Annotated in this window: 9 protein-coding genes; 6 read left to right on the top strand and 3 right to left on the bottom strand. The window is 69.1% G+C overall.

Annotated elements, in window-relative coordinates; all coding sequences use genetic code 11:
- Nucleotides 1-151: 151 nt before the first annotated feature.
- From AC3XYG_RS27240 to AC3XYG_RS27225, 4 genes are read left to right on the top strand one after another with little or no spacing between them, the layout of a single operon-like run.
- Nucleotides 152-2,035 carry an ABC transporter permease gene (locus AC3XYG_RS27240; RefSeq protein ID WP_489143013.1) on the top strand — a complete coding sequence of 628 codons (1,884 nt, stop codon included), beginning with the start codon at nucleotides 152-154 and terminating at the stop codon, nucleotides 2,033-2,035.
- A complete protein-coding gene (locus AC3XYG_RS27235; RefSeq protein WP_489143012.1) occupies nucleotides 2,032-2,811 on the top strand; it encodes an ABC transporter ATP-binding protein in 780 nt (259 codons plus the stop codon). The genes AC3XYG_RS27240 and AC3XYG_RS27235 overlap by 4 nt, the downstream gene beginning before the upstream one ends.
- Complete coding sequence (locus AC3XYG_RS27230) at nucleotides 2,811-3,512, top strand: ABC transporter ATP-binding protein (protein ID WP_489143014.1); 702 nt, start codon at nucleotides 2,811-2,813, stop codon at nucleotides 3,510-3,512. The genes AC3XYG_RS27235 and AC3XYG_RS27230 overlap by 1 nt, the downstream gene beginning before the upstream one ends.
- A gap of 12 nt (nucleotides 3,513-3,524) precedes the next feature.
- On the top strand, nucleotides 3,525-3,977 hold the full coding sequence (locus AC3XYG_RS27225) for a MarR family winged helix-turn-helix transcriptional regulator (protein WP_489143011.1): 453 nt from the start codon (nucleotides 3,525-3,527) through the stop codon (nucleotides 3,975-3,977).
- A gap of 42 nt (nucleotides 3,978-4,019) precedes the next feature.
- On the opposite strand, the gene AC3XYG_RS27220 is transcribed toward AC3XYG_RS27225, so the two are convergent.
- Both AC3XYG_RS27220 and AC3XYG_RS27215 read right to left on the bottom strand, forming a co-directional pair.
- Nucleotides 4,020-5,798: a calcium-binding protein gene (locus AC3XYG_RS27220; protein ID WP_489143010.1), complete on the bottom strand. Its 1,779-nt coding sequence runs from the start codon at nucleotides 5,796-5,798 to the stop codon at nucleotides 4,020-4,022.
- A 142-nt stretch (nucleotides 5,799-5,940) separates the two neighbouring features.
- A complete protein-coding gene (locus AC3XYG_RS27215; RefSeq protein WP_489143009.1) occupies nucleotides 5,941-6,351 on the bottom strand; it encodes a (R)-mandelonitrile lyase in 411 nt (136 codons plus the stop codon).
- A 234-nt stretch (nucleotides 6,352-6,585) separates the two neighbouring features.
- Here AC3XYG_RS27215 and AC3XYG_RS27210 point away from each other — a divergent pair, with 234 nt between their 5' ends.
- Both AC3XYG_RS27210 and AC3XYG_RS27205 read left to right on the top strand, forming a co-directional pair.
- Nucleotides 6,586-6,840 carry a ribbon-helix-helix domain-containing protein gene (locus tag AC3XYG_RS27210; RefSeq protein WP_489143008.1) on the top strand — a complete coding sequence of 85 codons (255 nt, stop codon included), beginning with the start codon at nucleotides 6,586-6,588 and terminating at the stop codon, nucleotides 6,838-6,840.
- 4 nt (nucleotides 6,841-6,844) lie between these two features.
- Nucleotides 6,845-7,159 (top strand): type II toxin-antitoxin system RelE/ParE family toxin, encoded by a 315-nt coding sequence (locus AC3XYG_RS27205; protein ID WP_489143007.1) that lies wholly within the window; start codon nucleotides 6,845-6,847, stop codon nucleotides 7,157-7,159.
- A 36-nt stretch (nucleotides 7,160-7,195) separates the two neighbouring features.
- On the opposite strand, the gene AC3XYG_RS27200 is transcribed toward AC3XYG_RS27205, so the two are convergent.
- A partial coding sequence (locus tag AC3XYG_RS27200; protein WP_489143006.1) for an amidohydrolase family protein occupies nucleotides 7,196-7,775 on the bottom strand: 580 nt, incomplete at its 5' end.

The raw sequence follows: 7,775 nt of genomic DNA, 5'->3' as shown, positions 1-7,775 counted from the left end.
CGGAGTGATCGGCCTCTGAACCCGAAGCGTCATCCCCGCGAAAGCGGGGATCTCGCGACAGACCCGAACAGGAACCCGAAGAGATTCCCGCTTTCGCGGGAATGACGATCGGAGGGGTTTTCCCCTCCCCTCACAACAGGGACCGCATCACGTGGATTTCCTCGTCGCCCAGTTCCTGACCGGCCTTGCCAGCGCCGCTTCGCTGTTCCTGGTGGCGTCGGGCCTGTCGATCATCTTCGGCGTGACGCGGATCGTGAACTTCGCGCATGGCGCCTTCTACATGCTGGGCGCCTACCTGGCCTACACCCTGACCGAGCGGCTGTCGGGCGCGGTCGGCTTCTGGGCCGCGCTGGTGCTGGCCGCCCTGGCCGTGGCGGTGCTGGGTGCGCTGCTGGAGATCGTGCTGCTGCGCCGGATCTATAAGGCGCCGGAGCTGTTCCAGCTGCTGGCCACCTTCGGCGTCACCCTGATGGTCGAGGATCTGGTGATCCTGATCTGGGGGCCGGAAGACCTGGTCGGCCGCCGTGCGCCGGGGCTGAAGGGGGCGGTCCAGTTCCTGGGCCAGCCGCTGCCGCTGTACGATTTGTTCCTGATCGTCCTCGGCCCCGTCGTGCTGGGCCTGCTGTGGCTGTTGTTCCGGCGCACCCGCTGGGGCGTGCTGGTGCGAGCCGCGACCCAGGACCGCGACATGGTCGCCGCCCTGGGCGTGAATCAGAAATGGCTGTTCACCAGCGTCTTCGCGCTGGGCGTGTTCCTGGCCGGGCTGGGCGGCGCCCTGCAGATCCCGCGCGACGCGGTCAGCCACGGCATGGATCTGCGCGTCATCGTCGAGGTCTTCGTCGTCGTGGTGATCGGCGGCCTGGGCAGCGTGCCCGGCGCCTTCATCGCCGCGGTGCTGGTGTCGGAGCTGAACGCCTTCGGCATCCTGGTCTTCCCCACCATCTCGCTGGTGCTGGTGTTCCTGGTGATGGCCTGCGTGCTGGTGGTGCGGCCCTGGGGCCTCTTGGGCAAGCCCGAGGCCGCGTCCCGGCCCAGCGTCGCCATCGGCATCCGGCCGTGGCGGCCCTTCGGCACCACCGAGCGCCTGCTGCTGCTGGCCGTGCTGGCCCTGGCGGTGCTGCTGCCCAGCGTCGCCGGCGCCTACACCCTGACGGTGGCGACCGAGATCGCGATCTTCGCCCTGTTCGCCGCCAGCCTGCAGTTCCTGATGACGACAGGCGGCCTCGCCTCCTTCGGCCATGCGGCCTATTTCGGCCTCGGCACCTATGGCGCCGCCTTCGCGGTCAAGGCGCTGGGCCTGCCGATGGCGGCGGCGCTGCTGGCTGGGCCGCTGTTCGGCCTGGCCGGGGCGATGCTGTTCGGCTTGTTCTGCGTGCGGCTGTCCGGCGTCTATTTCGCCATGCTGACCCTGGCCTTCGCCCAGATCGCCTGGTCGGTGGCGACGCAATGGACCGAGGTGACCGGCGGCGACAACGGCATGCTGGGGATCTGGCCGGCCGCCTGGGCTTCCAGCCCCGCCGCCTTCTACTGGCTGGCGCTGGTGGTGGCCGCCGCCGGCATCGCCCTCCTGCGCATCCTGACCTTCTCCTCCTTCGGCTATGCCCTGCGCGGGGTGCGGGATTCGCCGCAGCGGGCGGAGGCGATCGGCATCGGCCGGCCGCGGGTGCAATGGATGGCCTTCGTCATCGCCGGCACCATGGCCGGGCTGGCCGGGGCGATGTTCGCCTTCCTCAAGGGCAGCGTCTTCCCCGACAATCTCGGCATCCCGGTGTCGATCGACGGGCTGGTGATGGTGCTGCTGGGCGGCATCGAGACCGCGTCGGGCGCCGTGGTCGGCGCCATCGTCTACAAGGCGCTGTCGATCTGGCTGGTCAGCCAGACCGACCTGTCGAAGCTGGTGCTGGGCGGCATCATCGTGCTGCTGGTCGTGGCCTTTCCCAAGGGGCTGGTCGGCTTCGTCGGCGAGATCCGCGGCCGCTTCCGGAAGGCTGAAAAGCCGTCACCGACCGCATCCAGCCTGGAGGCCGCCGAATGAGTGCCCCCCTGCTGCAGGTCGAGCGCTTGGCCAAATCCTATGCCGGGGTGCAGGCGGTGCGCGGCGTCGATTTCGCGCTGCAGGCCGGTGAGATCCTGGCCCTGATCGGCCCGAACGGCGCCGGCAAGAGCACCTGCTTCAACATGCTGAACGGCCAGATCCGGCCGGATGGCGGCCGCGTGCGGCTGAATGGGCGCGACATCACCGGGATGGCGCCGCGCCGGGTCTGGCGCCTGGGCGTCGGCCGCACCTTCCAGATCGCCGCCACCTTCGGCTCGATGACAGTGCGCGAAAACGTGCAGATGGCCCTGCTGTCGCACCGCCCCGTCGCCGGGCTGGGCTTCGCCGGGCGGGCCCATCGCGGCGAGGCCGATGCGCTGCTCGACCTCGTCGGGCTGGGCGAAGCGGCGGAGCGGGCCTGCGGCGAGCTGGCCTATGGCGACGTCAAGCGGCTGGAGCTGTCGATCGCCCTGGCCAACGCGCCGAAGCTGCTGCTGATGGACGAGCCGACCGCCGGCATGGCGCCGAAGGAGCGGGTCGAGCTGATGCGCCTGACCGCCCGGATCGCCAAGGAGCGGCAGATCGGCGTGCTGTTCACCGAGCACGACATGGATGTGGTGTTCGAGCATGCCGACCGGATCATGGTGCTGAACCGCGGCGCGCTGATCGCCGAGGGCCCGCCCGACGCGGTGCGCCGCGACCCGCAGGTGCGCGCCGTCTATCTCGGCGACGGCCTGGTCTACGACGCCAAGCACCGGGAGGAGGTTTCCGCATGATGCTCACGGTCTCCGGCCTCAACGCCCATTACGGCCCGGCCCATATCCTGTTCGATGTCGGCTTCGAGGTCGGGGCCGGCGAGGTCGTTGCCTTCCTCGGCCGCAACGGCGCCGGCAAGTCGACCACCTTCCGCTCGCTGGTCGGGCTGGTGCCGCGGCGCGAGGGCCGCATCCAGTTCGGCGGGGTCGACATCTCGACCCGCGCCACGCATGACATCGCCCGCGCCGGGCTGGGCTATGTGCCGGAGGACCGGCGGATCTTCACCGACCTGACGGTGGTGGAGAACCTGTCGGTCGGCCGCCAGCCGGTCCGACCGGGCGCACCGAGCTGGACGCCGGAGCGGCTATACGCCCTGTTCCCCAACCTGGCCGAGATGCGCCACCGCGCCGGCGGCCGGATGAGCGGCGGCGAGCAGCAGATGCTGACCATCGCCCGCACCCTGATGGGCAACCCGTCGCTGGTGCTGCTGGACGAGCCGTCGGAAGGGCTGGCGCCGAAGATCGTCGAGCAGATGGCCGATGCCATCCTGGAGATGAAGCGCGAGGGCTTGAGCGTGCTGCTGTCCGAGCAGAACCTGCACTTCGCCCGGCTGATCTCCGACCGCGCCTACATCATCGAAAGCGGCCGCATCCGCTTCGGCGGCACGATGGCGGAGCTGGAAGCGAAGCCGGAGATCCGCGACGCCTATCTCGCGGTGTGATACCAAGCGGGAATGACCATGTCCGCCGCAGAGACGCGCGCCCCAAAGGCCCCGAAACCCTATCACCTGGACGAGCAGATCGGCTTCATCCTGCGCCAGGTCAGCCAGCGCCACGCCGCGCTGTTTTCCGCCGGGATCGGCGACGACCTGACCGCCACGCAATGGGCGGTGCTGGCCAAGCTGCAGGAGCGCGGCCCCTGTTCGCAGAACCGGCTGGGCCGGCGCACCGCCATGGATGCGGCGACGATCAAGGGCGTGGTCGACCGGCTGGGCAAGCGCGGCCTGATCGAGACCCGCCCGGACCCGGAGGATGGCCGCCGGCTGGAGGTCGCCCTGACCGCGGCCGGCCATGCCGTGGCCGACCGCATCGCCGCGAACGCCCACCGCATCACCGAAGAAACGCTGGCACCGCTGACCGACGCCGAGCAGGCCACCCTGATCGCCCTGCTGCGCAAGCTGAGCTGACGGCGGGGCCGCCGGCGCGGCACGGGCCCGACCGCGGCCCGCTTACAAGGCGAAATCCGCCGCGACCAGGGTGATGCTGCCGCTCAGGCTGAGGCTGAAATCGGCCACGCCGTCACCGTTCACATCCGCCGTCACCGTGGTCGAACCGCCGGAGATGCTTTCCCGCAGTTCGCCGGCATGGTGCCCGAAAGCGGCACCGCCGATGAAGTGGAAGGCCTGATCGCCGGCCACGGTGCTGTTCGCATCGATCAGGTGCAGGTCGATCCTGTCGCCCTGGGCGTGGCTGAAATCGGTGATCCGGTCGGCATTGGCGCCGACCGCGCTGTGGCTCAACGCCGAGAAGACGAAGAGATCCGCACCGGCCAGGCCGGTGAGGACATCCCGGCCGGCCCAGCCGTTCAGCACATTGGCCAGGATGTTGCCGGTGATGGTGTCGGCGCCCTGGCTGCCATTGACGTTCTCGATGCCGGTGTAGGTGTCGCCCTGGGCGTCGCCGCCGCTGCCGGCCCGGGTGTTCAGATTGACGGTCACACCGGTCGCGCTGGTGGTGTAGCTCACCGTGTCGATGCCGGCGCCGCCGTCCAGATGGTCGGCGCCGGCCCCGCCCCGAAGCACGTCGTTGCCGGCGTTGCCGAACAGGGCATTGGCCAGGCCATTGCCCGTGAGCGCGTCCGATTGATCGGAGCCCTCGAGATTCTCGATGCCGATATAAGTATCGCCCTGGGCGTCGCCGCCGCTCCCCGCCTGGCCGCTCAAGCTGACCGTCACCCCAGCCGGGCTATAGGAGAAGGTGACCGTGTCGATGCCGTCGCCGCCATCGAGGATGTCGGCCCCGGCCCCGCCGTCGAGGCTGTCGGTTCCGGCTCCCCCGTGGAGCACGTCGTTGCCGGGACCGCCATCGAGCGCATCGTCGCCGGCATCTCCAGACAGCGTGTCGTTGCCGAGAAGGCCGAGCAGCGAGTCATTGCCGTCGAGACCGGAGAGCCGGTCGTCGCCGCCGGTTGCTGCAAACGGAAACTCGCCATACAGGACATTGTCCGCAGCCGAGCCGGTCAGCACATCCGCGAAGAACGACCCCATGATGTCCTCGACATCCGGGCCGACCAGGTCGCCTTCGGCTTCTCCGCCGCTGCCATAGGCGCCGATCGTCACGGTCACGCCGGCGGTGCTGTTCAAGTAGACGGCGAGATCATGGGCGCCGGCGCCGCCGATCAGGGTGTCCGGCCCGGCCCCGCCTTCCAGCAGATCGTCGCCGTCGCCACCGCGCAGGAGGTCCTCGCCACCGCCGCCGTACAGGCTGTCGGCGCCAACGTCGCCATAGAGCCGGTCGAAGCCGCCGCCGCCATAGAGCGAGTCGTCGCCGCCGAGGCCATACAGCACGTCATCGCCGGCAAAGCCGCTCGTGGGGTCGGCTTCGCCCTTGAGAACGTTGTTCCCATCGGACCCGAACAGCGTGTCGCCAAACTGGGTGCCGGTGAGATTCTCGACATCCAGCCCGATCGCGTCGGCATAGCCCGCCCCCCCACCGATCGATTCGCCGATGCTGGCGAACACGCCCCCGGCGAGCAGGTCGGCCTGGCTGTAGTCGACGGTATCGTTGCCATCCCCGCCGGAGAAATCGTTGTGGCCGTAGCGGGCGTACAGGATGTCGTTGCCGGCTTCCCCGTAGAGAGTGTCATAGCCGGCGGCGTGCAGCGTGTCATCGCCACCCCGGCCATAGATGTTGTCGGAGACGAGGATGGGATCGCCCGTGGTGGGGTCGAATGCGGTCGGCGTTCCAGACAGGTCGTTGGCATTGTCGTCGCCGATGAAGGTCGCCATGGGAAGCTGCCCTGCGTGGCCGCCGATGTCTGGTGATCGGCTGTGGGCGCATCCTATCGTCCGGCAGGCCGCGGCGCGTCATTCGAACGGATGACGCGCCGTCGTTCCAGCGGCTTCAGCACGGGGTGCCGCGGCGTGCCGGTCAGCCCGGCAGCACGGCCGGCGCGGTGTAATCGGCGTCGGCGACCTGGTGCAGCCAGACCGTCCCCGGCCCCTCGGTCTCCCACATCGCGAGATGGGAGAACACCTGGTCGGGGGCGGCGCCGTGCCAGTGCACCACGTCGGGCGGGATCACCACGGTATCGCCGGGATGCAGCAGGATCGGCGCCTCGCCCTCCTTCTGCACCCGGCCGACGCCCGACGTGACGTAGAGGATCTGCCCGATCGGATGGGTGTGCCAGTTGGTCCGCGCGCCCGGGCTGAAGGTCACCAGCGACGCGTTCAGCCGCGAGGGCCCGTCGGCGACCACGACCTCGTTCATCCACACCGTGCCGGTGAAGTAGTCGGCCCGCGCCGGCTTGCTCTGCCGCGCCGCGGCCTTGATCACCTTCATCACTTCTCCTCCGCATCTGGGTCCGACGATCGACGGCGCCGCCGCCGGTGCTCCGGCCGGAGACGCCGGACACGGGATGATAGGCCAGTTGCCGCGGCCGATGGGGTGCGATCGATACCGCCGCGAGCAAAGGCCGCAAGCGGATTCGCCAAGACTGGGCCGTCAAGCCTTCGACGGCCTGGAACCGTCTTCATTTATGATTATATTGAAGACGCACCCAGGCAGGATTGCGCCATGTCCAGCACCACGACGATGACGGTCCGCCTCAGTGGAACCCTGAGGGACTTCGTGGCCGCCAATGTCGGCGAGAACGGGTCCTACGAGAACGTCAGCGAGTACATCCGGGACCTGATCCGCCGCGACAAGGAGCGGGCGGAGAAGGAGGCTTTCGACCGGTTGAAGACCGAGCTTCGCCACGCCTTCGCGGCACCAGAGTCATCCTATATGCCGCTGACCGCGGCCGAGGTCATCGCGCGCAACCGGACCTGACGGGATGGCAGCCGTCCGTATCCAGGAGGCGGCGTCCCATCGTGTCGACGAGATCTATCGCCACACGCGGGACCGCTGTGGAACCGCGCAGGCTGATCGCTACATCGTCGGTCTGTTCCAAGCTTTCAACGCGATCGAAGCGCATGGGGTGATGTCGCGCCCCGTCCCGGCTGCCTTCGGCGTCGAGGGTTACGTCTTCCAGTACGAACGGCACTTCGTCTATTGGCGCAGGCTGTCGAACGGCGATATCGGCATCGTGACGATCCTGCATGAGCGGATGCACCAGATCGACCGCTTCCGCGAGGATCTCGAGGCATAGGATCGGGCGAGCCCACAAGGGCTCGCCATGCCCTGCCTAGCCCCTCACCACCACCGGCACCCGGGTCGCCGGCGGGGTGTTGCGGCTGCGCTGGCTGCGCACCACGCCGTCGATCACGGTCATGCCGACGCCCGGCAGGTCGCCCAGCTGCACGCTCTCCAGCATCGACGTGCCGGCGGAATGCTGCGCCGTGTCCAGGAACACGAAATCGGCCGACCAGCCGGTCTCGATGATGCCGGCGTCGAGCTTGCGCATCCGCGCGGTGTTGCCGGTGGCGAAGCAGAAGGCGGTTTCGGCCGAGACCTCGCCCAGCGACGACAGCATCGCCACCATGCGCAGGATGCCCAGCGGCTGGACACCGGAGCCGGCCGGCGCGTCGGTGCCGAGGATGACGCGGTCGAGCTGCCCCATCTCCTTCGCCGTGCGCATGGTGAACAGCGCCGCCCGCTCATTGCCGTTGTGCACCAGCTCCAGCCCGCGCTTGCAGCCCTCGCAGATGCAGCGGATCTGGCTGTCCGGCAGGGCGGTGTGGCCGCCATTGATGTGGCCGACGACATCGGCGTCGGTCTCCAGCACCACATCCTTGTCGATCAGGCCGGAGCCGGGGATCGACGGG

This window comes from Inquilinus sp. (genome assembly GCF_057815775.1).
This window is presented reverse-complemented; position numbering and strand designations above follow the sequence as displayed.